Origin of the sequence: Brevibacillus sp. BD137, from assembly GCF_041644655.1 — a bacterium.
GTDB classification, from domain to species: domain Bacteria; phylum Bacillota; class Bacilli; order Brevibacillales; family Brevibacillaceae; genus Brevibacillus; species Brevibacillus brevis_D.
This window is the reverse complement of sequence record NZ_JAOTNO010000005.1, coordinates 270,854-297,544: the sequence shown is the minus strand read 5'-3', so window position 1 is coordinate 297,544 and position 26,691 is coordinate 270,854. Positions and strand designations below refer to the sequence as shown.

Here is a 26,691-nt window from a genome sequence, read left to right as displayed (position 1 = left end):
CCTTGGTCCTCCTCGCCTTAAAAGTTGGCCAGCTCGCGCATTGCTTCCAATACTTTTTCCGGGTTCAGCATAAAGTATTTTTCCATCGGCGGGCTGTATGGCATAGCTGGTACATCTGGACCACAAAGACGTTTAATCGGTGCATCCAAATCGAACAGGCAATGCTCCGCTACAATAGCAGCTACCTCGCCGCCTACGCCGCCTTCTTTGTTGTCCTCGTGTACGATCAATACTTTGCCTGTCTTCGAAGCCGCTTCAACAATCGCTTCTTTGTCCAACGGATACAGTGTGCGCAAATCGAGAACATGCGCGCTGATGCCTTCTTGTGCAAGCTTTTCCGCAGCTTGCAGAGCGAAGTGCAGAGTCAAGCCGTAGGAGATCACTGTGATGTCTGTCCCCTCTCGCTTGACGTCCGCTTTGCCAATCGGCAACACATAGTCGTCCTCAGGCACTTCGCCCTTGATCAAACGATAGCAGCGCTTGTGCTCGAAAAAGAGTACCGGATCTTCATCGCGAATAGCTGCTTTCAGAAGACCTTTTGCATCATAAGGTGTCGAAGGTGCCACTACTTTCAAACCTGGGGTGTTCGTGAACATCGCTTCCACAGATTGTGAGTGGTAGAGTGCACCGTGAACCCCGCCACCGAATGGGGCACGAATCGTGATCGGGCAATGCCAGTCGTTGTTTGAACGATAGCGCATTTTCGCCGCCTCACTGACAATTTGGTTCACAGCTGGCATGATGAAGTCCGCAAACTGAATTTCTGCGATTGGGCGCATACCGTAAGCGGCCGCACCAATCCCTACACCGACAATTGCCGATTCAGCCAGTGGCGTATCAATCACGCGCTCCTCGCCAAACTCTTCAATCAATCCGTTTGTCGCACGGAAAACCCCACCGCGAACGCCAACGTCTTCTCCGAGGATAAACACGTTGGAATCACGACGCATTTCTTCACGCATCGCCATTGTAATTGCATCAATAAAAGAAATGACTGCCATAAAAGATCCCCCCTTATTCCCCGTATACGTATGTCATAGTCGATTCTGGTGTTGGATATGGCGCGTTTTCTGCATATTCAGTGGCTTCATCCACTTCCAGTTGTACGCGAGCAAGCATATCTGCTTCCTTATGTTCATCCAAGAGTCCGATCTCTCTCAAATACTCAGCGAAAACAATCAACGGGTCCTTTTTCTTCGCTTCTTCCACTTCTTCTCTCGTACGATACACACGATCGTCATCGTCGCTAGAGTGCGGAACTAGGCGATACATAACGGCTTCGATTAGCGTCGGCCCTTGACCACTGCGGGCACGTTCAACCGCTTCTTTCATGACACGATATACTTCAATCGGATCGTTTCCGTCCACACTGACTCCCGGGAATCCGTAACCAATCGCACGGTCTGCTACACTTTCACAAGCCAACTGCTTTTTCAGTGGTACAGAGATCGCGTATTTGTTGTTTTCGCAGAAAAAGATAACTGGGAGCTTGTGGACACCCGCAAAGTTCGCACCTTCGTGGAAGTCTCCCTGGTTGCTGGAGCCTTCTCCGAACGAAGCATACACAACAAAATCTTCTTGCTTCATTCTACCCGCCAAAGCCATTCCGACTGCGTGTGGGACTTGAGTCGTCACAGGGCTTGAACCTGTCAAAATATTGTACTTCTTGCCACCGAAGTGACCTGGCATCTGTCTACCACCGCTATTCGGATCTTCTGCTTTCGCAAAAGCGGACAACATACAATCACGGGCTGTTTGGCCAAAGACCAGCACCAAACCAAGATCGCGATAGTACGGGCACAAGAAATCTCTGTCTTTCTCCATGGCAAAAGCGGCTCCCACCTGAGCTGCTTCCTGACCCTGGCAGGAAATCACGAACGGTACTTTGCCCGCACGATTCAACAGCCATTGGCGTTCGTCAATTTTTCTGGCCAATAGCATGTAATAATACATGTCAAGGACTTGCGCATCGGTCAATCCCACTTGCTCATGTCGCTTGGTTGTCATCGTTACATACCCTCCTTGCTAATTGTGTATCGCTTTTCCGTCGACAGCCTGCGCTGCCTCCATGATTGCTTCGGATAAAGATGGATGCGGGTGAATCGTCTGACCGATCTCCCACGGAGTCGCATCCAGTACACGGGCCAAGCCCGCTTCTGAAATCATATCTGTCACATGTGTACCGATCATGTGAACCCCTAACAAATCATTCGTCTTGGCATCAACGACCAACTTCACAAAGCCGTCATTCTCACCGTGAATCAGCGCTTTGCCCAGCGGCTTAAAGCTGAACTTGCCGATTTTCACATCGTAGCCTTGCTCTTTTGCTTCTTTTTCAGTGAGTCCGACATTTGCGACTTCAGGTCGGCTATACGTACATTTCGGAACCTTGGTGTAATCCATCGGGTGCGGGTTTTGTCCAGCCATGTGCTCTACCGCAAGTATTCCTTCATGCGAAGCAACATGCGCCAATTGCAGACCACCAATAACATCACCAATCGCATAAATATGGGGCTCTGCAGTCTGGAAAAATTCATTAACCACGACTACTCCGCGCTCGACTTTGATTTCTGTTGCTTCCAAACCGATGTTTTCTACATTCGCTTGGCGTCCTACTGATACGAGTACCTTTTCAGCTTCAAAGGTTTGGACTCCATCCTTGACTTCCGCCTGAATAGAGACTTTGCCTTCCCCTTTTTCCAACGATTCAGGCAGCACCTTTGCTCCCGTCACGATGTTGACTTTCCGCTTTTTCAAAAGACGAGCCAATTCCTTGCTCACTTCTTCATCCTCAAACGGCAATATACGGTCGGCGTACTCCACAACAGTCACTTCTACCCCGAAATCATTGAGCATGGAAGCCCACTCAATCCCGATGACACCGCCACCAACGATGACAACAGAAGCAGGCAATTGCTCCCACTGCAATGCTTCATCGCTAGTTACCACATAAGCTCCGTCGATGACCAAACCTGGAAGTGTGCGTGGACGTGAACCCGTTGCCAGCAAAAGGAATCGTGGAACGATCATTTCTTGGTCCCCGTTTTCCTTTTCAATGCGCACAGCACCTGCCTGCGGAGAAAAAATGGAAGGCCCCATCACTCTTCCAAAGCCTTCAAAGACAGTAATGCTGCCTTTTTTCATCAGGTATTGAATCCCTTTGTGAAGTTGGTCGATAATGCCCTGCTTACGCTCTTGTATTTTTGTGAAGTCATAGCCTACTGCACCTGCCGAGACTCCGTATTTGTCAGCTTCCTTCAGGGTGGAGAATACTTCTGCACTGCGCAATAGCGCTTTGGATGGGATGCAACCACGGTGTAAGCAAGTACCACCGAGCTTTTCTTTTTCCACGATTGCTACCTTCATTCCCAATTGGGAAGCGCGGATTGCCGCTACATAACCGCCGGTACCTCCCCCGAGGACGACTAAATCAAACTCTTGAGACACCACGATCTCTCCTTTCATTCGGAAAGCTAACCTGCGTATTAACGAGAATATGAATATTCAAAGAAAATCGTTTATGTATTCCTGACCGCCCTCCATCGAAGAGCGGACAGGAGTATGAACTTACTAGAGAAACGAGATTAGCGCTTGTAAACAGTCTTGCCGTTTTGCAGGAAAGTATTACGTGATCTTGCAACACTTGCAATGCGTTCTTCTGCCATGCGGTCAGCAGCTTTGTAGGAAGCCATGCCATCACGTTCAGCGATTTCGTAAATTTTCAGGATGTTGTCATAGATCGTTTCTACTTTTTTCAGTGCACGCTCGCGGTTATAGCCTTGCAGCTCATCTGCCACATTGATTACACCACCAGCATTGATCACGTAGTCAGGTGCGTAGATCAGACCCATTTCGTGAATTTGGTCGCCGTGTTTCTCTTCTTTCAGCTGGTTGTTAGCTGCCCCTGCAATCACTTTTGCTTTGAAGAGCGGAATCGTGTCATCGTTGATGATCGCACCCAATGCGCAAGGAGAGAAGATATCGCACTCTACGCCAAAGATCTCGTTAACGCCAACGGCTTTCGCACCGAAATCGTTCACTGCGCGATCTACGTTTTCTTGATTGATATCCGTTACGATCAAATGCGCGCCTTCTTCATGCAGATGGCGGCACAGATTATACGCTACGTTTCCTACACCTTGTACAGCAATCACTCGTCCGGAGAGAGAGTCGGAACCAAACGCCAATTTAGCAGCAGCTTTCATTCCACGGTAGACACCGTAAGCTGTTACAGGGGATGGATTGCCACTGGAACCGAATGCAGGAGAAACTCCTGTTACGAAATCTGTTTCCAAGTGGATCATATCCATGTCTGCAACGGTTGTTCCTACATCCTCAGCTGTGATGTAACGGCCATTCAGACCTTGAATATAGCGACCGAAAGCACGGAACAGCTCTTCGCTCTTATGCTCGCGTGGATCACCGATGATGACTGCTTTACCACCACCGATGTTCAGTCCTGCTGCTGCGTTTTTGTAAGTCATCCCACGACCAAGGCGCAGTACGTCTACAATCGCCTCTTCTTCTGTTTTATACGGCCACATGCGCGTACCACCGAGTGCTGGTCCTAATGTCGTATCATGAATGCAAATGATTGCTTTCAAACCGGAATTTTCGTCTTGGCAAAATACCAATTGCTCGTAATCGTACTTTTGCATGTAGTCAAAGATGTTCACTGAAGAAACCTCCCTAGTATCTTTCGTTTTCCGCTTAGGTAAGCTGGCGTAACAGTGGGCTCCATTTGGAGAATTTCCCGACAAAAGGTATATGCAAAAGTCATGCCAACAAAACCAAACTTATGAAAGCGCTTTATTTACACGAACGTGGAATGAGTGTCCCTACGTCAAGTCTGCATTTTTTTGCATATGCGCGCAAAGATTTGCGTGCAATATTTTGCATAGTCTCTTTTCTTACTCTTCCTGCACATCCATGATGCCCAATTTTTCCATCTTGTAGTACAAGCTGCGAATCGCGATTCCGAGGCGTTTGGCTGCAAGGGTGCGATTTCCTTTGGCTGCTGCCAGTTCCCGCAATATGTGCTGACGTTCTGCCTTTTCCACCGCTTCTTTTAACGTGGTGCCTGTGGAACCCTCCTGCGGGACCTCTTCCTTTTTGGTCGAGACGATTCTTCTTTCCAGTGGAGGTAAATGCTCGGGCATAATGATTCGCTCGTTAATCCTCATATGAATCATCGCCCTGCCCAGTACATTCTCTAGCTCGCGTACATTGCCTGGCCAGTGATAGGACAGAAGCATCTGCAATGTTTCTTCATGCAGCTCCTCTACATTTCTTCCGTACTCCAGATTGGCTTTTCGTAGCAGATGCATAGCAATCGGCTTAATATCTTCCAAGCGCTGTCGGAGTGGAGGGATATGAAGCGGTACGACGTGGAGACGATAGTACAGATCTTCACGGAAACGTCCCGCTCCAATCGCAGCCTCCAAATTCACATGGGTAGCCGCAATGACGCGAACATCAATGTTGATTGGCTTCGTTCCACCGACTCGCACAACCTCTCGCTCTTGCAGGACGCGCAAAAGCATGACCTGCATGCTCATAGATAGCTCGCCGATCTCGTCCAAAAAGATGGTTCCGCCGCTCGCTTCCTCAAACAGCCCCCGCTTTCCTCCTCGACGGGCACCTGTAAACGCGCCTTCCTCGTAACCGAAAAGCTCACTCTCCAAGAGGCTCTCTGAAATCGCTGCACAATTGACCCGAATAAATTGGTTGTATTTTCTTTCACTTGCATTATGTATGGCGTGGGCAAACAGTTCTTTCCCCGTTCCCGATTCCCCACGAAGAAGGACAGTTGCTGGTGTTGACGCCGCCTTTTTGGCTTGCTCGATCGCTTGCTGCATGGACTCGCTATAGCCGATGATGTCTGCAAAGCTATATTTTGCCTCCAGATTGCGGATGATACGGCGAGCGCTCTCCAGCTCTTCTGTCAGGCGCTTGAATTCGGAGACATCATGAATGACGCCAACGCTTCCTTTCATCTCCCCATCGACGACAACCGGTGCAACATTGACCACAACGTCCTTGCGCTTTGGTCCCAATTTCATAGGGACGCCTCTCACTGCCTTCTTCGTTTTCAGGACTTGCATGTGCATACTATCGCCTTCAGAAATGTCTACCGTCGCTGGTTTTCCGATAATGTCTTCTTGCGAAAAACCCGTAAGCCTCGTGTAGGCCGGGTTGATCAAAAGTCCATTTCCGTATTGGTCAACGACTGATATCGCTTCGTCCGATGATTGAATAATCGCTTGCAGCATGCTCTGCAAATCCTTCAAGTTCGTCACTTCTTCTGCCAACGCCATGATTTCTGTAATATCACGGAAAATGGCAACAGCTCCGACAACTTCCCCCCGATCGTTTCGAACGGGTACGCGGTTTGTAATAATCCGCGTCTGGTTCGGCAAAACCTGCTCTTGATTCAATTCGGGAGAGCCTGTCTTTAATACGATATGTAACCGAGTGTTCGGTATACGCTCCGAAACTTTTGTATCCAGCACTTCACTCGCCTCGATGCCCATCAATCGCTCTGCGGCTTTGTTAAACAACGTAATAATTCCTTGGCGATTGACCCCGATAATCGCATCATGCGTGGAGTTCAGCATCGTTTCCCGCTCCCGCTGATTTTGCATCAAGACTGCAATCAGCTTATCGCGTTCCCGAATCAATTTCATGACGATTCTCGTAAACGTTCCCGGGATGAGCACCGTCTTATCTTTCTTTAATCGCCTGAGATGCTCATACTCCCCCAGGTCCCCTGTAGCTTCTAAAATGACATCCAGATCCTCATCCAAATAAGGCTGATAATCCTGATCGACAGGAATCCCCAATGATTGGGCGAGCAGTATGCCTGGGGCGTCAGGCCGTTGATCAACAACAGCAACGACTTGTAATCGGTCCATCTGGTTTAGCATCCGCAGGAGTGCTGTTCCACCACGTCCCGCACCAACGATGAGCAGCTTGTGCATGCGAGAGATCCCTCACTTTTTGAACAACCTCTTTACGATCCTACTCTTTACGCTCTTACTCGTTACCATTGTACTCCAACAAACCGTTGATGGACAGGCGATCTTCCCTAACGTGCGCTCGTTCGTGTGCAACAGGTACGGTGGACAAGGCTGTTGGCATTCGATATGATGAAATTACCATACTGTAGTTGTTGTAGTTGTTTACGCATTCGAGAAAGGGGTGAAAACCCTTGGTATTTCAGAAAATCATTGCACTCTTAATTATGGTAATCCCGGCGGCAATCGCCATGTACGGAATCAAATTAATCCGTGACGCATTCTTTTTTTCCGCCTCTCCGGATGTTGGATTTTTATGGGGAAAACTCATTCTAGGTATACTGGCTTTCGCTCTCCCTGTATGGTTTATTGCCGGATTTATTCTCCATCATGAACGCAAAAAAAATCGCGTACAGCCCCGTTTCATGGTTCCTGAACCTGATGACGAGGACTAGACCAAGCCGGACGAGCCAGTCTGGTTTTTTTTATTTTCAGCTTCTGTAACTCTCCCCCATTGATCGAGTCGTCGAAGCCAACTGACCTGTTCAATCACGCGGGAAAACGAGCAAAATTCTGCCGCAATCTGAATACACAGGAAAAGCACGAGCATACTCGCCTGAACATAAATCGGTGTCCCGATGACAAAGGAAAAGCCTGCTGAAAAACCCAAGGCATTCGCCCCTGTATCTCCGAGCATGATTTTGCCTCCAACTTCATGGGGAAACATGCGCATACTTGCAAGGAAGACAGGGGTCAAAAAAATCCAGTTTGCCATCCCCGTACTGGCTCCTATTGTCCACAGACTAAAAGCTCCTGCCAATGCTGTCAGGCACCAAAATACTTTAATCGCTCGTCCAGGCCGCAAATCAAACAAGTTAATGATATTGGGTGAGAGCGCAAGTAAACCAAAGGCTACAAAGCCTGCCAACAACGAATCCGAAAGAGCTAGAGTGAGACAAAATGCCGTGCTTGTCCCTCCAATTAACTTCCACATCCCGCTGGTGATTCGCCTCTCTCGCCATAACACGCCAAAATGTCCACGAAAGCCTTTTGCATCTAGATCTGATGCACGATCATCACGCCATCCCCAAAAGGCCATTGTGATCATACCCGTTAGAAATAATAAACCGTGCAGGAGAAGTTCGCTTTTGACCTCTTTGAGCAAAAATAGTCCGATCAGCACGATCCCGGTTATAACGCTCGAACACACGAGGATAAGCCCCCCTGCTGTCAGTACTGGCTCTCCTTCGTAATTGAACCGATTCATCCCTAAAGCTTTGAGCTTTTGCGTGCCGATTTTATACAGCGGACGGTCCAGCACCAGTGGAATAACGACCGCGACGAGCATCATGAGCATCATTATTTTCGTTTCCACGCTTGGCCCTCCCACCATTTCCAGCATAGCGTTCGGCTAATCGCGACAAACTCCTTCCCACGATGACTGAAGCCTGCCCAATCGTTTTTCGTTTCACGATGCGAAAAAAAGACAGGGACCTCTGCTACACGATACCCTGCCCGCAAAGCATCGACAGTGAGCCCCACCTCTAGGCCAAATCCCTTATCCTGACTCCCCAATCGGTCAAGAAGCTCGCGACGTATTGCCCGTTGTCCTGATAAAGGTGCTTTTGCTTCAAAGCCTGTCAAAATCCGGATGCCATGATGGGCCAAGCCTTTTGCTAATCCGAGACCTGCTTTCACTTGCGGAGGTGGAAGAACAGCTACCGCCATATCACAGACATCTTGTAGCACAGGCGTAAGCAAATGTGCTGCTTCTGCTGCGCTGTCTCGCAAATCACCGTCGAGAAGCATGACCACATCCCCACTGGCACACTTCCAGCCCAATTGAACAGCTGCACCTTTCCCTTGATTGCGCGGTGCTCGAATCACCTTATCCGCCCACTTGCTTGCGATGTGTGCCGTCTCATCTTGACTGCCATCATCAACAACGATTAGTTCATCACAAAAAAAACGTTCACGGATGGCACGGAGTGTATCACCGATGGAAGCCTGTTCGTTGAACGCTGGGATGACGACGCTAACTTTTTTCACGCGAGCCCTTCCTCTCAGCCAATCTATTTTGCACTTGCTCCAAAAGTGCCCATTGTTTTGCGGGAGAGTCAGGCACATCTACGACCTGTATCCAGGAATTCACCTGTTTTTCCCGTAGCCAAAGCGGGACTTGTCTTGCTACCACCAAAAGCACCCCATCTCCCCAATTATTACCCTCGTGATAAGAAATCACTTCCATGCCTACTGAATGCATCAGTTGCGTAATCTGTTCAGCAACGTTGCCATCCTCCTGCCAAACATACACCTTGCTTCCTGCAAGTTCATCCACATAGCGTATGCTCATGAGTTGGACGACTTCTTGGTTGCTGCGCGCAACTTCCTTCAGCAAACGATTTATTTGCTGCCTTAATTCATGGTTGCTTTTGAGAGCGCGATCGTACTTTGCTTCCATATTGGAAAGAATGCCTTTTGTTCCTTGCGTTATCCATGAATGGCCTGCGGTCCCTCCTAACAAGATACCTACCCCAAGTGCGACAAATATGGCAGCCAGTGAAATTAAATGATAGCGGAAGGGTATCATGTCTACCTCCATGAAGTGCGTTGTTCATAACGTCCAAGTCCGCCAACTGGTCCAAATCATCTGTACAGCATGACGGGTAATTGGATTAATAACGAGCGCGGCTGAAACAGGCAGAAGCATCGCAACTATACACCAACCCCACAGCTTCCATGACTCGCTCGGCCGATAGAGATGACTGACTCCTTTGGCATCAATTAGCTTTGTCCCAATCTTTGTGCGAACCAATAACGTGCTCGCCATGCCTTTGCGGCCTTTTTCCAGAAAATCAATCATATTGGTATGGGCACCGATCGTGACGATTAGCTCAGCCTCCTTTTCGTACGCTAGCAGCATCGCCACATCCTCACTCGTACCAGGTGCTGGCAAAACATGAAAAGGCAAACCGAGAGCTTTTATGCGAATCGTTCCAGGTGCTGTCCCATCCATGAAAGCATGGACGACGATCTCCGCTCCGCTTTGGAGTGCTCTGTCCGAGACGCTATCCATATCTCCCACAATCAGGTCTGGACGATACCCCGCTTCCATGAGGGCATCTGCACCGCCATCGACCCCGATCAAAACAGGACGATATTCCCGAATATAGGAAGATAGCGTCAGTAAGTCCTCTCTAAAATGTTTCCCGCGAACGACGACTACGACATGTCGCTGTTCCATTTTTGTATGTAATTGCACATGGCAAAGTGGTTTTAAAAACAGGTCTTTCTCCTTGCTGGCGTACAAAAGTGTATTGTCAATAAACGACGAGAGTGTGTCATCCAACTTATCCTGCGCTTCATGCCATCGGTTCAAAACAGAGGGAACTGTCACCTGCTGTAGCCTGTACACATGGACCCACTTCTCTTCCAATAGGATGTACAAATTTTCTTCACGTATCGTTGCATACTTACCCTCGATCCATTCCATGAACGAATCCGACACATCTACATCCAGTACCTCATAAAGTGTGACACCGTTTGCTAAAAGTTGGCGAGCCCCTTCAGCCGGGTATTGCCCCGTCATGAATGGCGAAAGGTTGAGGACGACTTTTACCCCTCTTTCCAGTAGGGACTGTGCTGCTATCTCATCAACGTCCGGATGATCAATGATGGCGATATGACGGGAGTGGAGACGTTTGCACAACTGCTTCGTCTTCAGATCAGCCGCTACGACAGCGGTGTATGAATGTGCTGCAGAACCATTTCGTTTGCCCACTTTTCCACCTCCGCCTTTAGTATGCTAAATATTTCCTCCCCACATGCAAAAAACGGTCAGACCGTTTTTTGCAGACCGCCAGCGGTCCCGTCATGTTCAATGAAAAACATCGAGATGTTTTTCACAAAAAAAGAAGCTGTGCATCAAATGCACAACCTCTTTTAAGCGAAACGTTTTCAGTTTAATCTACGCACCCTTGGCCAGGTAGTAAATGATCAAACCATCAGCGAACAGGAAGACCATCAAAGATACAAAACCAAATAGAATAGCAAAGGTGTTTTTCGCTTTGATGGAATTCAAACAGCCCCAAGCGATAAAGAATGTGAAGATAAACATCAGGATGTCAAATAAAACGATTTTCATTTACGACAACTCCTTCACCATGATGACGCAAACAGGAATACAATGGCAATTCCATTATATAGCTTCAGGTATTATGAGACAAGCATATCCAAATTTGTGAACAAAAAGTTTCACAATTATTTCCCTTTTATTGTGCCACAAGCTACGCTACCTATCCATATACTCCAGCAATCTTGTTCATTCCATTTTTCTTGCCCGGCTACGTGATCATGAATGGTGAGAACGAGGTCATTCAGTTCTTCATCGGTTAACTCATGCAGAATGGAGCGACCTTTTCTTGAAAGCAGGTCAGCTTCCAATTCAGACCAGCTATCGTATTCACGTCTTGTCTCCCATAGTGTCGTCTTGTTCACCTGTTCAAGCCCGACGAGCTTCATCGTGTTCTGCACCATTGTATCATCCGGTCTTCGTGTCTGCTCTATCGTTAGCAAGCGCGGGTATCGAGTAAAGAAAAAACCGCGAAAATGAGTCGGTGAGGCTGGCATTTTGACATCGTCCATTGTCCGGTCCTGGATTAAGCAAATCCCGCCCGGTGCCAATAGCCTGATAACTTCTTTAAAAAACTTCTGCAGATCTTGTTCCGGGAAATGATGGATCAAGGCGCGAGCGAATACAATATCCGCACACTGACTCGGCAATCCGGTTGCGCGGGCATCCCCTTGTGCAAACGAAATCTTCGGATCGTCGGCGCATTGCTGGCTCGCCGCTTCTACCATCACGCGGGAAAAATCAATGCCCGTGACAGAGGCAGCTCCTAGCCTAGACCAAGCCTTACTGTAAATTCCTCCGCCACAACCGATGTCCACGACATTTTTTCCCACGGGATTGACGAGTGACAGGATTGTCTGACTCCACGAATCATCAGCGGTTCTCCCCGTATAGCTCAACTGGTTTTGCTCCGCGTGAAAATCAATTGTCATTCCTGCTTCGCCTCCATGAACTCCAGACGGTTTCCAAATGGGTCCTCTGTGAAAAAGCGAATAAGGTGAGGAATTTCTTCGTCAATCCGAAATGAGATCCCATTTGCTTGCAGATGCTCCATCAGCGAACCAATGTTTTGCACAAGGAACGCCGGATGTGCTTTTTTCGCAGGGATGAATCCTTCCTCTACGCCAATATGAATCATTTGCGCCCCACATTGAAACCATACACCACCTCGAACGAGAAGCTTCGCTGGCTTTGGAACCTCCGGCATTCCCAAAAGCTCACCGAAAAACTTGCGCGCTACGTCCTCTGTACCTGCTGGTGCTGCTAATTGTACATGGTCGAGCCCAATCCATTCATGCTTGGTTGTCATCGTCTTCTTGTCCTCCTCTTTTTTTGCACAGAACCATCCATTCGTCAATCTGATGGGTCATTACTCTGCCTTCGTTTGTGGTAATCCCAAGATACTCCTTTTGTTCATCTGTAGCGTTCAGCAGCAGATTTTCCACATTCACTTCCTGCTCAGATGATTCGGAGGTACGCTGAACCCATGGTAAAAATTCAAACCTTTTTTTGCGTTCCCGCTGCTTTTGCAAAGTCAAGCCATTCGCTTCAAACAAAGCGTGCCATTCACCGACGGAAAGACAACGAACATGACTGGGATCGCGTGTTTTCTCTACTTCATTTATGAATGCGGAAAGCGACGAGTCCTCAGGCGAAACGTTGTCGATGAAGAGAAACAAACCCCCAGGGGTCAGTACGCGACCCACCTCACGAACAAATGCCGCCGGATCTGGAAAATGATGTGCCGCTATTCGGCATGTGACAATCTCAAATGATTCATCGAGAAACGGGAGAGATTCTGCATCAGCCTGCACATACATCACATTATCGACAAGTGCTATTTCATTGGCCGCAGATGCCGCCATGAGCATCGGGCGAGTCAAATCCGTGGCGACGACCAAGCTCACATGAGGAGCCAAAGTCCTCGCTACGTGCCCACCTCCTGTAGCGATATCCAGTGCCCGCCAGTTCTCTCTTGGCTGCATCCACTCTACCATTAGTTCCAGGTCGCAGCCTTTTGCATGCGTCTTGCTTTGCACGTATTGCTCTGCATTTTTTCCAAATTGTGCTTGAACAGCTTGTTTGATCTCCTCATTCTTCATCGGGAACACCTCCTGCCTTTATCATATTCCAATGTTTGTCATCCTTGTTATAGAATACAGATAACTAGTTATCGACAATTTGGATAGGAGGCATCTTACAATGGATCGAGAAAGTCTTGAGGTGTTTTTGACGATTGCTCGTCATGGCTCGATCAATCGCGCTGCACAAGCATTATTTTTGGCGCAATCAACATTGACGCACCGATTGAAGCAGCTAGAGCGCCAGGTTGGGGGTGCGCTGTTTGTTCGTACTGCATCAGGAGTGAGTCTTACAGGCGAAGGACGTCGGTTGCTACCGGTTGCGACGAGCATCGTAGAGCAAATGCGCTCCTTTATCCAGGAGAAAGAACAGCGCCAATCGATGAACATCGTCGCAGGAAAAGCTTTTGTCGCCTATGAACTGCCGCGACTTATCGGGGAGTACCGGATTGCTCATCCCGGCTTTACCTGCTACGTCCGCTCTACGTTGTACGAGGAATCCCTTAGCGCTCTACTAACAGGAACGGCTGATATTGCCTTTCTCGGGAGTGAAATGTATCACCCGCACATCCATCAAGAATTCCTTCCCAGCGATCGACTCCTACTCGTCATGGCGCCCAGTCATCCTTGGGCAAGCGGGTTTCCAGGTTTTCAGGCATGGGGAGCCGAGGAAATGATTGTGTTCGGGAATCACACCGCTCCTTATCGCCAACGAATTGACCGCTATTTGGCCCAGCAGGGAGTTTTTCCGAATATTATTATGGAATTAGACAGTTTCAACGCTGTTAAAAAAATGGTCGAACGTCAGCTAGGAATCACCATCCTGCCGGAAAGGACCATCCAACAAGAGCTGGCGACCGGAAGATTGGTTGCCTACGATATCGCAAACGGCGAATTAGTGCGCCCCACTCTCATCGCTTACCTGCACCCAAAAAAAGAGGACGATGCTTTCCAGCAATTCGTCCAATGGATCAAAGAACATTATTAACAAAAGTTCACTGTAGTGTTAACACCGTAAGCTCTGGGCGGCAAAATAAACGAACAGGCAAGATCGTCGTACCTAATCCTCTATTGGTGTACACAGCCATGCCACCTACCCGATAAAGTCCTTGTACATATTTACGTCCGTATTGAGGCGTCATGAGATGACCAATGAAGGGCAAGCGTACTTGTCCGCCATGGCTGTGGCCGGACAGTTGGAGATGCACGGGATGCTCTGACGCAATATCAGCAAAATCAGGCTCATGCGCCAACAAGATTACGCTGCCCTCCGGCGGGATATTTTCGAGCGCCCTTGAAAGATCAGGTACACCATAGAAAATATCATCGACCCCCGCCATGTATAACTGCTGGCCATCTTTGTGCACGACAACGTGTCGATTATCCAACACTTCGAAGCCTGACGCGACTAAGCCATCTCGAACCTTTTGCTGTTCACCAGCTCGATAATCGTGGTTGCCCAAAACGGCGAATTTGCCTAATGGGGCTAGAAGCTGATTGAAAAGGGGAACGGCGGCGAATAGCGGTCGCGTCACTTCATCAACGATATCCCCTGTGAAGCAAATCAAATCCGGTTTTTCACTCTGGATTACGGCAATAACTGGCTCCAACTCTTTCGGTTCAAAATAATGACCGAGATGGACATCGCTGAAATGAATGAGTTTTGTCCCCTTAAAGCTTTCTGGCAATCCCGGTATCGTGATCGACAATCGTACGATATCCAGTGCTTTTCGTTCCCATACATGACCGTACACGCCAGTCGCTATACCGAGACCAACCAATCCTCCTACCCATTTACTGACTTTGTGGAGAAATGTTTTCCTTGAAATGGGAGCAAGGTTAGGATCATTCACTATCTTTCGTTCGCTCATACCCATTCACGACAACATCCAATCTCCCCGTTACCGGGTCAATGAGTAAACCATGGACGTCCACATTCGGTGGGAGGAGCGGGTGATTTTTAATCGTATCTACGCTATTTTTCACACTTTCTTCAACACGATCAAATCCGTGCAGCCACTTGTGTAAGTTAATCCCTGCATGTTGAAGCGTGGAGAATGTTTGAGCCGAGACTCCTCGCTCCAGCATCTTCTCCATCGTGCGGTTGCTGTCGATCGCACTCATCCCGCAATCATAATGCCCGACGACCATCACTTCTTCGGCATTCAATTCGTAGATTGCAATTAGAATACTGCGCATGATACTCCCAAAAGGATGGGACACGATTGCCCCGGCGCTTTTTACGTGCTTGATATCTCCATTGTGTATGTTCATGGCTTTCGGCAACAGTTCCACCAACCGCGTATCCATGCAAGAGAGCACGACCAGTCGTTTATCAGGAAACTTGGTAGTTTGGTACTTTTCATATTCATGTTTCTCTACAAATTCACGGTTAAATGCGAGAATTTCATCCAAATTGCGCACTTTCACAGCACCTGCCTCGCTATTAGTAGTATGTATTTGTATCGTATGCTTTTCTATTTTACATAGGAGGATCAAAATCTCGCAAGGGACTGTGGCAGTTTCTTATCAAATGGTTCATTTTGTCAGGATGTAATGCTGCTCGTCCAAACGAAATTTTTTTGGTGAGAAGAGTTCCTCAATCGTTGAGTAAATAGGTTTTCTTTTTGTAAAATTCTCACCTATCCATAGACCATACAGTTCAACCTGCGTCTTGTCGTGATCAAGTAGCTCCTCGCACCAAGCACGTAGATGCATCATTCTTGCAATGCTTTTTTGATAGCCCTCTACATATTCTTGATAATAACGAGGCCTCTCCTCTTCTGGGTACATCCCGAGTTTTACTTTATCAGGATGCTTGGAAATGCTAAATCTGCAAGCGCAACCCTCTTCGGTTCTCACCAGCCATGCCTGTTTTTTCGGAAAATGCCTGAAAAAATGAGGACTTTTTTCACGTGATAGCTTGCCTGTCAAAACATAAGGAGAGACTATCGGATTAAGCTCAATTCCTGGTGTTTCTCTTATCATGACGAATAATTCTAGGCACATGGATTCAGTTCCTCCGGAATGAGTACTTTTTTAGCTATAGTAAAAATACCCCAACCTTGGTAAAATGATCAAAAATATAATTAGGAGAGTTGCAGATTGAAATTTAGACTAGCCTTCATACTTGCCCTAGCACTAATCCTTCCAGCCTGTAGTGAAACGGCAGGCACACCAGAAGTGCCGCTACCTGCATATGTATTAGCCATTGACCGATTTGACGAAAGCACCGGAATGTGGATGGTTGCTTTAGCGACAGAATCAAATGATGAAAAGGAATTGCGCGCTTTAGTAGAAAATACTCGGACCTTAGCGAAAGACAAGAAAGAAGAAATTAACTCCGTTTCTGTGACCATTATCAAACCAGATGGAAGGATTCCTTCCACTATTACGGCATTTGGCAGAATTGCCTTGACGAGTAAAGGCATGGAACAAACCGGATTGAGTAGTACCTCCGAAATGGTCTTTGAATATAGAAACGCACCCGCTGCAAGCCCCGAAAAACCACCTACTACACCAGCTAAAGAAACAGCTAAGTGACCTCTGTGATTCTATTTAGTAAAATGGTATATTGATAATCAAAGTCAGGGTTAAAATACCTTGGCTTATTTCTTGTCCCGACACAATAGCCAATTCATCAGGTTAAAACTTGGAAAAGTTTATCTAACTGTTCCTTATTTGCGAATGACTCATCTATCGATAAAAAGGATAATAAGGTAATTGCTTTTTGGGCTTTATTTGCCGCAAACATTTTGTGATGACCATCCAATATAAAATGACTATAAACCCATATCTCATCAAAATGATTCAACGGATATTTTATATCTAGGAAAGAAATGCTCAACGCTGTTGGTGTTTCTTTTAAATCCACTCTGTCCATGTAATCATTAATTGCTATAGGATTTAATGATTCACTGGATTGAATGGGTACTATATATTCTTCCATTTTCCTCATACTGCTAATATTCCTTAACCCAGCCTTGTAGTACTCAGTCCCATGTGCCTCTCTTTTCATCCTAGGATACACCTTCAGCAAAGTTGCAATGTAATGACCATTGGGAATGAGACAGGATAAATCAGACAGGAACTCTTGGTCTAGTGTATTTATCCCTTGATTTAATCGGTTGGATATTTTTGTTGCACTTTTCATATCCATTCCTGAAACGGCGGCATAAAAAAGACAGGTTTCACAATCTATACCTGTATTAGCGATCTCTTTTCCCTCAATGGTTAGAAACCTTTGACGATAACCAGCCTGCTTATATGCAATAGGTGATGTAGAAGAACGAATATGAATTTCTTTGTAGGATAATAGTTTACTCATTTTTCATTATCTCCAAGATCGTATTAACCTTTGTATTTCGAGGGGGTTTCAACATAACTCTCGATAACATAACCACAATGCGTACAGATTCTATGAATGATGGCAGAACCAAGAGGGATAATCTTGCCTAAAGGAAACACTGCCGAATCACCAGCTTGCCTCCCTTTTCCAATCTCATTCCCTCCACATTTTGGGCATTGTTCGATTTGATTTTTCATTTTGTACCTCGCTTTTACTCTGTTTAGATTTCTATTATAGATGACACAAACCAATTTTTGTTAATTTATGCTAAGAAAAAGGAATCTAAAGGAAACCATTCGGTAAACTCTTCTAAGTCCCACCAATACAAAAAGACACTAGCAAGCAAATGCTAATGTCCTTTTATATTGGTAAGGATCTTGAAAATAAGTATCTACATCCTAACTAATCTTCGCCTCAATCCGGAGTTTATCCGCCACCATGGCAATAAACTCACTGTTGGTCGGCTTCGCCTTGGTGTTGGAAATCGTATAACCAAACAAGCTGGAGATGGAGTCCAGATTACCACGGGACCACGCCACTTCAATCGCATGACGGATGGCACGTTCTACACGACTAGCGGTTGTATTGAATTTCTTTGCAATGTCCGGGTACAGGACTTTGGTAATCGAACCAAGCAGCTCGACATCGTTGTATACCATTGTAATCGCTTCCCGCAAATACAAATAACCTTTGATGTGTGCAGGAACTCCAATCTCATGAATGATACTGGTGATGCTCGCGTCCAAATTGCGACCGCGGATTTGTAAGGTAGCTTGCGGTTTCGCAGAAGAAACAAAAGAAGAGGCAGGCTTGGTGGTAATGATTTGGCGGATGCGCTGAGCCAGCACCTCCATATCAAACGGTTTCAAAATGTAGTAAGCTGCTCCCAGCTCTACTGCTTTCTTCGTAATCTCTTCCTGCCCGAAAGCAGTCAACATGATAATTTTAGGTTGAGGACTTAAGCGCATGGCCTGAATTTGCTCCAAAACAGCCAAGCCATCCAGATGTGGCATGATGATATCCAAAATTAATACATCGGGTACACGTTCCTGCAGCAGTCGAACTACCTCATTGCCGTTGTAAGCAACACCCACAACATTCATGTCATACTGGCTACTGATGTACTCTTCTAACAGATTCACAAATTCTCGGTTATCATCTGCCAACAACACTTCAATCTTGCTCAAGGTCGTTCCTCCTAACAATGGACGGTCTTTTGGAAAGAAGGTGGCGTTCTAGAAGTTAACAAATCTAAAGGGTTTAGTCCATACCATCTTTTTCTCTACAAAAATTATTCGACAAAGCAAATTCCATTCCTGCCAATGACGAAAGATTGAATGATTTAACTGATATTTCGACAAAGAATTCTTTCATTCCTAACCGATTCGTCAAAGGACTGCAAAAATCGGAAAAGCCGCCTCGCTTCGTTCGCGTGACGGCACTTTATTCAGGCAGCCTTGGGTGTATGGGTTCGGGATTCAGCAGTATCTCGGACATTCACGCCAGCATCCTGAAGCATCCATTCAATGTAGCAGCCGTATCCCGAAGTCGGATCATTGACAAACACATGCGTGACAGCACCGACGATCTTACCTTTTTGAATGATGGGACTGCCGCTCATTCCTTGTACGATGCCACCTGTCTTTTCCAAAAGGCGTTTGTCCGTGACTTTAATAATCATCCCTTTGGTTGCAGGAAAATGCTGCTTGACCACGTTTGCGATCTCAATATCGAACTCTTCTACCTTTTGACCTTCCACGACAGTAAGAATTTTGGCTGGCCCTTCCTCTACCTGCTCAGCAAGAGCGATTGGTAACGGCTCCTGATAATAGCTGCGTTTGGGCTCGTCCTTCATTTTGCCGAAAATGCCAAAAGGGGTGTTTTTCGTTATATTTCCTAGAACTTCACTTTCATTGTAGAAACGTGCAAATTTCTCCCCTGGGTTGCCACTTTGTCCTTTTTCAATCGATGTGACACTTGCTTGCACGATCTGGCCATCTCCAACGACAATGGCTTGACCAGTATCTACGTCGGATATGACGTGCCCTAATGCCCCGTACGCTTTGGAATTTGGATCATAAAAGGTCAGTGTCCCTACTCCTGCCGCTGAATCCCGAATATAGAGACCCATACGGTATTCACTGTCTTTTTTATCTTTTGCCGGGTGCAAAGTGAGCGATAGCTTTTCCTTGCCACGAACGACAAGCAATTGAACGGAATGATTCTTTTTCCCTGTTTCGTTAATCAGTTTCTTTACGTCGTTCATGTCATTGATGTACATGTCGTTCATTTTGATAATCATGTCACCGACGTGTATACCTGCCTGTTCACCTGGAGAAAACTTGTTTTTCCCATCGTCTACTAAATGATGACCGACAACCAAAACACCCGCTGTTTGCAGCTTCACCCCGATTGACTGTCCACCAGGGTACAACCGCAGATCTGGCAATACATTTACTTTTACAGCAGTCAGCGGAATGTTATGCCACTTCACCTGCAATTGGGCTTCCCCAGCCCTGCGCGGTTCTACAGACATAGGCCTGCTCAAATCAACGGATACCTCACGCGCCTCTGTCCCGTTAACGTGCAAAATATCAGGATTGCTATTGATTAGCGTGCCCATTACCGGCACAGAGACCCGTAGTTGCTCGTGGGACCCTTCCATCAAACGCAATTCACGGGGAAAGGAGGACAGATCGCGGAACGGGGTGGAACTCACGACAAGCGCCGTGATGAGGAGAAGGAGACTTCCCATCCATTTTCTTTTGTTTTGTCGGATCACCAGTAATCACTCCTACCGTTCCCTACCTACACCTGCAAAACAAAACGGTCAGGTCCATTTTGTTTGACCGAAAGCGGTCATGAGGGACACCTCCACCTTGTGTACCTTTAATGTTGCCACCAGCCAAGCGGATTATGTCAGGAAAATAACCCACTCAAAACATTAGAAATCCAGCCTTCACAAGTCCTCGACGAGGCATCATTGTACTTGCCTCCAATAAAAAAAGACCGCCAACCAAATTAGCTGACGGTCTTTCGTTCACGGCCGAGGAGGATCATCTCGCGCGCATGTTCTTCTGTTTTTGCTGTGACCTCTGCCCCGCTTAGCATACGAGCCAGCTCTGATACCCGTTCATCATCAGACAAACGATTCACCCGCGTCTCTGTTTCATTCTCGCTCATTTCCTTTTTAATCAGAAAATGCGCGTCTGCCATGGATGCGACTTGTGGCAAGTGAGTAATGCACAGGACCTGTCGCTGCCCAGCGACTCGAGCGAGCTTTTCTGCTATCGCTTGAGCTGCTCTTCCGCTTACACCCGTGTCGACTTCATCAAAAATAAGGGTCTCCACTTGATCCGTGCCCGCCAAAATCGTTTTAATGGCCAGCATAACGCGAGACAACTCCCCACCAGAAGCAATCTTCGCCAAGGGGCGCAATGGTTCACCCGGGTTAGGTGAGATTAAAAACTCGATCTGATCCATTCCATTCGCATCTACAAAGCGCTTGATTCCGTCGATTTCTACCCCGTCATCATCCGGTGTCTGTCTGACGTCGATGGCAAAACGAGCACGCTCCATGTGCAGTTCTTTTAGCTGCTGCTCGATTTCTTGTGCGAGCTTTCCTGCACATTCGGAACGAATAACCGACAACTCCAATGCCTCCACTGCCAAATCGGCTGCGAACTCCTGCAATTGCTTTTCCACCTGCTGGAGGCGATCTTCGTAGTGATGCATGTCATCCAATTCATCCTGAATCGTGGCCGCGTACTCCAAAATATCGTCTACGCTTTTGCCATACTTGCGTTTTAGCGACTGGATTTGATCAAGGCGGCGCTCTACTTCTGCCAGCTGCTCCGGTTCAAAATCCATTTGGTACGATAATTGACGAAGGTTATGCACCACATCTTCTATCTGATAGTATGCCGATTGGACTATCTCCAAAATCGGAACGAGCTGTTCTTCGTAGTTCACACCACGCTCGAGCTCTCCCATCGCATGTCCCAACCAATCCATGCCCTTCTGGTCACCATGCAATGCACGGTATGCATCTTGAATCGTTGAATAAACTTTTTCAATGTTCATCCACTTTTTCCGCTGCTGCATGAGCTTCTCGTCTTCACCAGGCGTAAGGGTTGCCGATTCAATTTCATCGAGCTGATATTGCAACAGATCGATACGCTGTACCAGCTCCCGATCATTGCGTGCCATACGCTCCAGATCTTGCTTTGTTTTGCGGTACGCCGTATACAGGGTACTGTACTCTTGTTTCGCAGCTCCCAACGCACTTTCCCCATACGCGTCAAGCCAATTGATATGCTTGTCTGACTGCATCAGCATATGCGTATCGTGTTGTCCATGTACCGTAACCAGCCATGGCCCTAACTCACGCAGCATAGCGAGAGTCACGAGCTGTCCATTGATTCGAATGATACTCTTCCCTTGGTTCGATATATCTCGGCGTACCACGACCATTCCGTCTTGCTCAATCTGGACGCCGACATTCTTACAAACGTCAAGTCCAGGGTGACCAGGCGGCAATTCAAACAGTCCTTCCACTTCTGCACGAGGCTCACCATATCGGACAAAATCAGCCGAAGCCCGGCCCCCTAACAACAGTCCCAGTGCATCGATAATGATGGATTTACCGGCACCAGTCTCCCCTGTCAGGATGTTTAAGCCTTTTTGGAATGAGACCGTCACTGATTTGATGATGGCAAAATTTCGGATCGAGAGTTCCACTAGCATCGCGAGCGACCACCTTCTACAACATTTCCATTAAGCGTTTTGTCACTTCATTGGTATTTTCTTTGGAACGGCAAATAATCAGGATGGTGTTGTCGCCACTGATTGTCCCCATGATTTCTTCCCAGGGAAGGTTGTCAATCAGTTCAGCTACCGCATTCGCATGTCCCGAAAGTGTCTTCAGTACAATAAAATGATCGGCCTGGTCAATGCTAATAAAGGAATCCACAAGCATGCGTTTCAGCTTTTGCAGTGGATTGAATTTTTGTTCAGCAGGCATTGAATACTTATATCGTCCATCAGGGAGCGGCACTTTTACCAAATGTAGTTCCTTGATGTCTCGGGATACAGTCGCTTGCGTCACGTTAAAGCCAGCAGTCCGCAAGCGGTCCACCAGATCATCCTGTGTTTCCACCTCTTGATTACTGATGATATCCCGAATACGAATATGTCGTTGCCCTTTGTTCATATGGATTACTCCCATTCCCCTTGTAATTTCGTTCGTATCGCTTCGAAAAAGCCACCTTTTTTCCACTTAATCAGCGGGGTAACACACGGTGACTTTTTAATGTAAATCTGATCGCCGCCCTCGAGTCGATAGCCAAACTGACCGTCAATGGACAGTCCCATCTCCTGATGAATGGCATCCACTTCGACCCGGATCGTTTGATTGCCTGACAATACCATTGGTCGAGCCGTCAAGGAATGAGGAGCCACTGGTGTCAGTAATAGCATGTCCACATTGGGAGCCACTATCGGACCGCCTGCAGAAAGTGAGTATGCCGTTGATCCTGTCGGCGTGGAGACAATGACACCATCTCCACTGAACGTCGCGACGTACTCATCATCCAAAAAGACTGCACATTGAATGATCCGGCAAAATGACCCTTTGGCAATCCCTATATCATTCATGGCCGTGTATGTCCCCAGTGTGATTCCTTTTCGCACCAAACATGCTTCCAGCATCGCTCTCTTTTCAATGTCGTACTTTCCAGAAAGGAGATTGTCGACAGCCTGAGGCAGATGCTCCGGCTCCGCTTCCGACAAAAAGCCCAACGTGCCTAAATTGATTCCAAAGATCGGGATAGAGTGACCGGCAAGCTGGCGAGCAATTCTGAGTAGCGTGCCATCGCCTCCCAATACACAAACCAAATCCGCTTGTTTCCCCATCTCTTCTACAGATGTGCCCAGTTCTGGATGCCCTACATCTGATGCGATATGGTCATCCAGGAATACTTGCGCCCCTCTGTCCTCCAGTAAATACAACAGTTCCCGTGCAACGATACGTGCTTCGGGTTTTCCTTTGTTCGCTATGATTCCAATTTTCTTCACGTGGTCCACCCCAAAACTGGTTGGTTGGAAATCCTTCTTGAACAACCTCATATACAAGTATACAACTTCACATGCATAAATAAAAAGCCTCGATTGTGACAAAACTCCCGAGGCTTTGGTTTTTATCCTATTTCAAATTCGCATGAGCAGACGCAACTACCTCTGTTACGCATTGCAGCCAAGCTTCTGAATCCATGCCGCCTTCACTTTTTTGGACATGCATAACAAATTCAATGTTTCCTTCTCCCCCTGTAATGGGAGAGTAATCCAAGCCCTTTAGCGCGAAACCCAATCCACTGGCAAATTGACCGATGTCAGTCAGTACGCTTTCGTGCACGTCTGGATCACGAACGATTCCATTCTTTCCGACTCTATCCTTGCCAGCTTCAAATTGAGGTTTGATCAGCGCGACGACATCACCGCCATCCGTCAGAAAACGGTACAGCACTGGCAAGATCAATCGCAACGAAATAAACGATACGTCAATCGATGCAGCGTTTGGCCGTTCATGTTCAAACGCATCCGGGTCCATATGACGGAAATTCGTCCGTTCCATGACGACCACTCGTTCATCCTGTCGCAAGCTCCATGCGAGTTGCCCGTACCCGACATCAATGGCGTATACAAGCCGTGCACCGTTTTGTAATGCACAGTCCGTAAATCCGCCAGTGGAGGCCCCGATATCCATCATGACACGATCCTTCATGTCGATTTCAAAGACACGTAATGCTTTTTCCAGCTTGAGGCCACCCCGACTCACATACGGGTGTACCTCGCCCTTCACCGTAATCGCAACATCCTCAGCAAATTTGGTTCCCGGCTTGTCACAGCGGTCACCAGCGACCTGCACAAGGCCTGCCATTACGGCTGCTTTTGCTTTTTCTCTGGTCTCATAATGGCCTCTTTCGACCAAGAGAACATCAATCCGTTCTTTTCTTACACTCATGCTTCCACTACGCCCTTCGAAATTGGCATCAAGGATCGGACACGAGCAGCGATATGATCAGCTGTAAGCCCTACCTCTTGCCGCTGTTCCTTCACACTTCCATGCTCAACAAAATAATCTGGTACCGCGACAACCTGTACATTCATGCCGTGATAGCCTGCACGACTGTAGCATTCAATGACAGCGCTGCCGAAGCCGCCCATTTCACTGCCTTCTTCAACCGTAATGATATCGTAGCCTTCCTTTGCCAGACGGAATAGAAGCTCTTCGTCCAACGGCTTGCAAAAACGTGCATTGACCAGCATCGGTTTGATTCCTTCTTCTTGAAGCTGATTGACCGCCGCCTCCGCAATTTCGAATACGTGACCGAACGAGAGAATCGCCACGTGTTTGCCTTCGCGTACAATCTCCGCTTTTCCGATTGGCAGCACTTGCAGCTCTTCATCCATTTTGACGCCACGAGTCGGCAATCGCGGATAACGATAAGAGATCGGACCGCCTTTATATTCCACTGCTGTCTTCATCATGTGACGCAGCTCATTTTCATCCTTCGGTGCCATGATGACCATATTCGGAATGATGCGCATGAATGCCACATCGTACATCCCTTGGTGTGTCTCCCCGTCTGCTCCGACAAGTCCAGCACGGTCAACGGCGAAAATCACATGGAGCTTTTGTCGTGCGACATCGTGGATCAACTGATCATAGGCTCTTTGCAAGAAAGTCGAATAAATCGCAAAGACCGGCTTCAAACCTTGTGTCGCTAATCCTGCCGCAAATGTACATGCGTGCTGCTCTGCAATCCCAACGTCAAACAGTCTGTCAGGATACTTCTGTCCAAATGGGATCAAGCCTGAACCCGCTGGCATCGCAGGAGTCACAGCCACAATTGAATGGTCTTCATCCGCAAGCTTCATCATGGTATCGGCAAAAACGGATGTATACGTTGGTGCGGATTTCGGTGTATCACCTGACTCGATTTTATACGTACCGATACCGTGCCACTTGACCGAATCAGCTTCAGCTGGGGCATAGCCCAGTCCTTTTTTCGTGATGGCATGGATCAATACAGGTCCTTTTGTATGCTTGGCCGTCTTCAACGTATCGAGCAACAGCTCCATGTTATGTCCGTCAATCGGACCAATATACGTAAAGCCGAGTTCTTCGAAAAGAACGCCAGATACGAGCAGATACTTCATGCTGTCCTTGAAGCGCTCAGCCATATGAGCCAATTTGCCCCCTACAGCCGGTATCGATTTCAACAAGCCTTCGACTTCATCCTTCGCCCACTGATAGTTCTCCGTCGAGCGAATTTTCCCCAAGTAGTTGTGCAAGGCACCTACGTTTGGCGCAATAGACATCTCGTTATCATTTAGCACAACGATGACATTCTTGCGCTCATGACCGATGTGGTTCAAGGCTTCTAAAGCCATACCACCTGTCAAGGCACCGTCACCGATCACAGCAACGACATGGTTCTTTTCCTTTTTCAAATCCCGCGCAGTCGCCATCCCCATTGCGGCAGACAACGAAGTACTGCTATGTCCGGTTTCCCAGACGTCATGCGGGCTTTCCACCATTTTAGGGAACCCGCACAGACCTTTGTACTGGCGCAAGGTCGGAAACATCTCCCGGCGTCCTGTCAGCATTTTATGTACGTATGCTTGATGTCCGACATCCCAAATCAGCTTGTCCTTTGGACTGTCAAAAACATAGTGCAGCGCCAGTGTCAGCTCGACAACTCCCAGATTCGGCGCGAGATGTCCTCCTGTTTTCGAGAGCGTTTCGATTAGAAACTGACGGATCTCGGATGCCAATGTATGTAACTGCGGTTGCGTGCACTTTTTCAAGTCTTGAGGATCATTTATAGTAGTAAGCAGCATTGGTATTCCTCACTTTCCACTGTTCGTTCTCCGGCGATTGTGCATGCTGCATATCAATCAAGCCACTAGAAAACCCGGCTTTCCTTATTGCTATAGCCGATTCCGCTTATTTTCAGCTTGATTCATTATAACGGTTTCTTAATAAAAACACCACTTTTGATCAACATATACGAATAGGAAGGCGATATCTTGTATTTTCTGGTAAGATAA

At 47.4% G+C, this 26,691-nt stretch carries 28 protein-coding genes; 3 read left to right on the top strand and 25 right to left on the bottom strand.

Features of this window, described 5'->3' with window-relative positions; translation table 11 throughout:
• Positions 1-17 precede the first annotated feature (17 nt).
• From ODZ53_RS14095 to ODZ53_RS14075, 5 genes are all read right to left on the bottom strand, one after another.
• Positions 18-1,001 carry an alpha-ketoacid dehydrogenase subunit beta gene (locus ODZ53_RS14095; RefSeq protein WP_007720847.1) on the bottom strand — a complete coding sequence of 328 codons (984 nt, stop codon included), beginning with the start codon at positions 999-1,001 and terminating at the stop codon, positions 18-20.
• 13 nt (positions 1,002-1,014) lie between these two features.
• Positions 1,015-2,007 (bottom strand): thiamine pyrophosphate-dependent dehydrogenase E1 component subunit alpha, encoded by a 993-nt coding sequence (locus ODZ53_RS14090; RefSeq protein ID WP_012686063.1) that lies wholly within the window; start codon positions 2,005-2,007, stop codon positions 1,015-1,017.
• A gap of 18 nt (positions 2,008-2,025) precedes the next feature.
• On the bottom strand, positions 2,026-3,447 hold the full coding sequence (lpdA, locus tag ODZ53_RS14085; RefSeq protein ID WP_173603833.1) for a dihydrolipoyl dehydrogenase: 1,422 nt from the start codon (positions 3,445-3,447) through the stop codon (positions 2,026-2,028).
• Positions 3,448-3,584: 137 nt separating this feature from the next.
• The gene (locus ODZ53_RS14080; RefSeq protein WP_012686061.1) at positions 3,585-4,676 is read right to left on the bottom strand and encodes a Glu/Leu/Phe/Val dehydrogenase dimerization domain-containing protein; all 1,092 of its coding nucleotides are present in this window, start codon (positions 4,674-4,676) and stop codon (positions 3,585-3,587) included.
• Between the two features lie 234 nt (positions 4,677-4,910).
• On the bottom strand, positions 4,911-6,980 hold the full coding sequence (locus tag ODZ53_RS14075) for a sigma 54-interacting transcriptional regulator (RefSeq protein WP_372677789.1): 2,070 nt from the start codon (positions 6,978-6,980) through the stop codon (positions 4,911-4,913).
• 230 nt (positions 6,981-7,210) lie between these two features.
• Here ODZ53_RS14075 and ODZ53_RS14070 point away from each other — a divergent pair, with 230 nt between their 5' ends.
• Positions 7,211-7,471, top strand: coding sequence for a DUF2627 domain-containing protein (locus tag ODZ53_RS14070; RefSeq protein WP_372677787.1), 261 nt, complete (start codon positions 7,211-7,213; stop codon positions 7,469-7,471).
• On the opposite strand, the gene ODZ53_RS14065 is transcribed toward ODZ53_RS14070, so the two are convergent.
• The 8 genes from ODZ53_RS14065 to ODZ53_RS14030 all read right to left on the bottom strand — a co-directional run bounded on the left by ODZ53_RS14065 (position 7,468) and on the right by ODZ53_RS14030 (position 13,250).
• A complete protein-coding gene (locus ODZ53_RS14065) occupies positions 7,468-8,391 on the bottom strand; it encodes a UDP-N-acetylmuramyl pentapeptide phosphotransferase (RefSeq protein WP_372677785.1) in 924 nt (307 codons plus the stop codon). The genes ODZ53_RS14070 and ODZ53_RS14065 overlap by 4 nt on opposite strands.
• Positions 8,376-9,065, bottom strand: coding sequence for a glycosyltransferase family 2 protein (locus tag ODZ53_RS14060; protein WP_372677783.1), 690 nt, complete (start codon positions 9,063-9,065; stop codon positions 8,376-8,378). Before ODZ53_RS14060 ends, ODZ53_RS14065 begins: the two co-directional genes overlap by 16 nt.
• On the bottom strand, positions 9,052-9,606 hold the full coding sequence (locus ODZ53_RS14055) for a copper transporter (RefSeq protein ID WP_188068009.1): 555 nt from the start codon (positions 9,604-9,606) through the stop codon (positions 9,052-9,054). Before ODZ53_RS14055 ends, ODZ53_RS14060 begins: the two co-directional genes overlap by 14 nt.
• 24 nt (positions 9,607-9,630) lie before the next feature.
• On the bottom strand, positions 9,631-10,797 hold the full coding sequence (steA, locus tag ODZ53_RS14050; RefSeq protein ID WP_372677781.1) for a putative cytokinetic ring protein SteA: 1,167 nt from the start codon (positions 10,795-10,797) through the stop codon (positions 9,631-9,633).
• Positions 10,798-10,983: 186 nt separating this feature from the next.
• A complete protein-coding gene (locus ODZ53_RS14045; protein WP_064506648.1) occupies positions 10,984-11,160 on the bottom strand; it encodes a DUF2759 family protein in 177 nt (58 codons plus the stop codon).
• Between the two features lie 116 nt (positions 11,161-11,276).
• Positions 11,277-12,080, bottom strand: a complete 804-nt coding sequence (locus tag ODZ53_RS14040) for a class I SAM-dependent methyltransferase (RefSeq protein WP_372677779.1) — start codon at positions 12,078-12,080, stop codon at positions 11,277-11,279.
• Complete coding sequence (locus ODZ53_RS14035) at positions 12,077-12,457, bottom strand: VOC family protein (RefSeq protein WP_012686053.1); 381 nt, start codon at positions 12,455-12,457, stop codon at positions 12,077-12,079. Before ODZ53_RS14035 ends, ODZ53_RS14040 begins: the two co-directional genes overlap by 4 nt.
• Positions 12,441-13,250 carry a class I SAM-dependent methyltransferase gene (locus ODZ53_RS14030; protein WP_372677777.1) on the bottom strand — a complete coding sequence of 270 codons (810 nt, stop codon included), beginning with the start codon at positions 13,248-13,250 and terminating at the stop codon, positions 12,441-12,443. The genes ODZ53_RS14035 and ODZ53_RS14030 overlap by 17 nt, the downstream gene beginning before the upstream one ends.
• Positions 13,251-13,350: 100 nt before the next feature.
• On the opposite strand from ODZ53_RS14030, the gene ODZ53_RS14025 reads away from it, so the two are divergent.
• Positions 13,351-14,217 carry a LysR family transcriptional regulator gene (locus tag ODZ53_RS14025; RefSeq protein WP_372677775.1) on the top strand — a complete coding sequence of 289 codons (867 nt, stop codon included), beginning with the start codon at positions 13,351-13,353 and terminating at the stop codon, positions 14,215-14,217.
• Between the two features lie 7 nt (positions 14,218-14,224).
• Here the strand turns inward: ODZ53_RS14025 and ODZ53_RS14020 are convergent, their stop codons facing one another.
• From ODZ53_RS14020 to ODZ53_RS14010, 3 genes are all read right to left on the bottom strand, one after another.
• On the bottom strand, positions 14,225-15,106 hold the full coding sequence (locus ODZ53_RS14020) for a metallophosphoesterase (RefSeq protein ID WP_372677773.1): 882 nt from the start codon (positions 15,104-15,106) through the stop codon (positions 14,225-14,227).
• Complete coding sequence (locus tag ODZ53_RS14015; protein WP_372677962.1) at positions 15,075-15,653, bottom strand: beta-class carbonic anhydrase; 579 nt, start codon at positions 15,651-15,653, stop codon at positions 15,075-15,077. The genes ODZ53_RS14020 and ODZ53_RS14015 overlap by 32 nt, the downstream gene beginning before the upstream one ends.
• A gap of 114 nt (positions 15,654-15,767) precedes the next feature.
• Entirely contained in the window at positions 15,768-16,238 is a 471-nt protein-coding gene (locus ODZ53_RS14010) for a hypothetical protein (protein ID WP_372677771.1), read from the bottom strand.
• Between the two features lie 96 nt (positions 16,239-16,334).
• Here ODZ53_RS14010 and ODZ53_RS14005 point away from each other — a divergent pair, with 96 nt between their 5' ends.
• Positions 16,335-16,772 (top strand): hypothetical protein, encoded by a 438-nt coding sequence (locus ODZ53_RS14005; RefSeq protein ID WP_372677769.1) that lies wholly within the window; start codon positions 16,335-16,337, stop codon positions 16,770-16,772.
• 97 nt (positions 16,773-16,869) lie between these two features.
• On the opposite strand, the gene ODZ53_RS14000 is transcribed toward ODZ53_RS14005, so the two are convergent.
• The 9 genes from ODZ53_RS14000 to dxs form a co-directional block, all read right to left on the bottom strand.
• Positions 16,870-17,556, bottom strand: coding sequence for a hypothetical protein (locus ODZ53_RS14000; RefSeq protein ID WP_372677767.1), 687 nt, complete (start codon positions 17,554-17,556; stop codon positions 16,870-16,872).
• 23 nt (positions 17,557-17,579) lie between these two features.
• Positions 17,580-17,774, bottom strand: coding sequence for a transcription initiation factor TFIIIB (locus tag ODZ53_RS13995; protein ID WP_372677765.1), 195 nt, complete (start codon positions 17,772-17,774; stop codon positions 17,580-17,582).
• Positions 17,775-17,975: 201 nt separating this feature from the next.
• Complete coding sequence (gene spo0A, locus ODZ53_RS13990; RefSeq protein ID WP_016739922.1) at positions 17,976-18,764, bottom strand: sporulation transcription factor Spo0A; 789 nt, start codon at positions 18,762-18,764, stop codon at positions 17,976-17,978.
• 260 nt (positions 18,765-19,024) lie between these two features.
• A complete protein-coding gene (gene spoIVB / locus ODZ53_RS13985) occupies positions 19,025-20,359 on the bottom strand; it encodes a SpoIVB peptidase (protein WP_012686042.1) in 1,335 nt (444 codons plus the stop codon).
• Between the two features lie 239 nt (positions 20,360-20,598).
• Positions 20,599-22,323, bottom strand: coding sequence for a DNA repair protein RecN (recN, locus tag ODZ53_RS13980; RefSeq protein ID WP_372677763.1), 1,725 nt, complete (start codon positions 22,321-22,323; stop codon positions 20,599-20,601).
• A 16-nt stretch (positions 22,324-22,339) separates the two neighbouring features.
• Positions 22,340-22,789, bottom strand: coding sequence for a transcriptional regulator AhrC/ArgR (gene ahrC, locus ODZ53_RS13975; RefSeq protein WP_012686040.1), 450 nt, complete (start codon positions 22,787-22,789; stop codon positions 22,340-22,342).
• 5 nt (positions 22,790-22,794) lie between these two features.
• Positions 22,795-23,652: an NAD(+)/NADH kinase gene (locus ODZ53_RS13970; protein WP_012686039.1), complete on the bottom strand. Its 858-nt coding sequence runs from the start codon at positions 23,650-23,652 to the stop codon at positions 22,795-22,797.
• 127 nt (positions 23,653-23,779) lie between these two features.
• A complete protein-coding gene (locus tag ODZ53_RS13965; protein WP_012686038.1) occupies positions 23,780-24,598 on the bottom strand; it encodes a TlyA family RNA methyltransferase in 819 nt (272 codons plus the stop codon).
• Positions 24,595-26,481 (bottom strand): 1-deoxy-D-xylulose-5-phosphate synthase, encoded by a 1,887-nt coding sequence (dxs, locus tag ODZ53_RS13960; RefSeq protein ID WP_016739918.1) that lies wholly within the window; start codon positions 26,479-26,481, stop codon positions 24,595-24,597. Before dxs ends, ODZ53_RS13965 begins: the two co-directional genes overlap by 4 nt.
• Positions 26,482-26,691: the final 210 nt, after the last annotated feature.